This is a genomic window from Myxococcus eversor, assembly GCF_010894455.1.
GTDB classification, from domain to species: Bacteria; Myxococcota; Myxococcia; order Myxococcales; family Myxococcaceae; genus Myxococcus; species Myxococcus eversor.
The window spans coordinates 1-578 of record NZ_JAAIXY010000088.1; the positions used below are offsets into that span (position 1 = coordinate 1).

1 protein-coding gene is annotated in these 578 nt (G+C 69.7%); it reads right to left on the reverse strand.

The annotated features are described in order from the left end of the window. Window positions 1-578 (reverse strand): AMP-binding protein (locus G4D83_RS45255; RefSeq protein ID WP_163871174.1); only part of this gene is annotated, 578 nt, incomplete at both ends.

Consider the following 578-nt stretch of genomic DNA (forward strand, 5'->3'; position numbering starts at 1 on the left):
TCGGGTCCGTGGGGACGTAGGCCCCACCGGCCTTGAGGATGGCGAAGAGGGCGACGAGCGCGTCGGCGCCACGCTCCATGCAGAGGGCGACGCGGACCTCGGGCCCGACTCCGCGCGAGCGCAGCCAATGCGCCAGCCTGTTGACGCGGCGGTTGAAGAGGTCGAAGGAGAGCGACCCGCTGTCGTCGAGGACCGCCAGTGCATCGGGCGTGCGCGCGGCCTGGGCTTCGATTCGCTCGTGCAGCGCACCTTCCCAGGGCAGCTCCCGGTGAGTGTTGTTCCAGTTCGTCAGCACCTGCGCGCGCTCGGCGACGGGCATCAGCGGCAGCTCGCCGACGTGCGCCTCTGGAGCGTGGATGACGGCTTCAATCAGCGTGGCGAAGTGCCCGGCCATACGAGTGATGGTGCGCTCTTCGAACAAGTCAGTCCGATAGGTGAATGCGCCGGAGAGGCCCTCCGGCGTTTCGGCGAGCGACAGCGTCAGGTCGAAGTGGGTGGACCGGACGTCGGGTGCGACGGCTGCGACGCTCAGCGCCTCGGCGCCTTGCCCGGCCTCCAGCGCACCCGTGGGGGTGTTC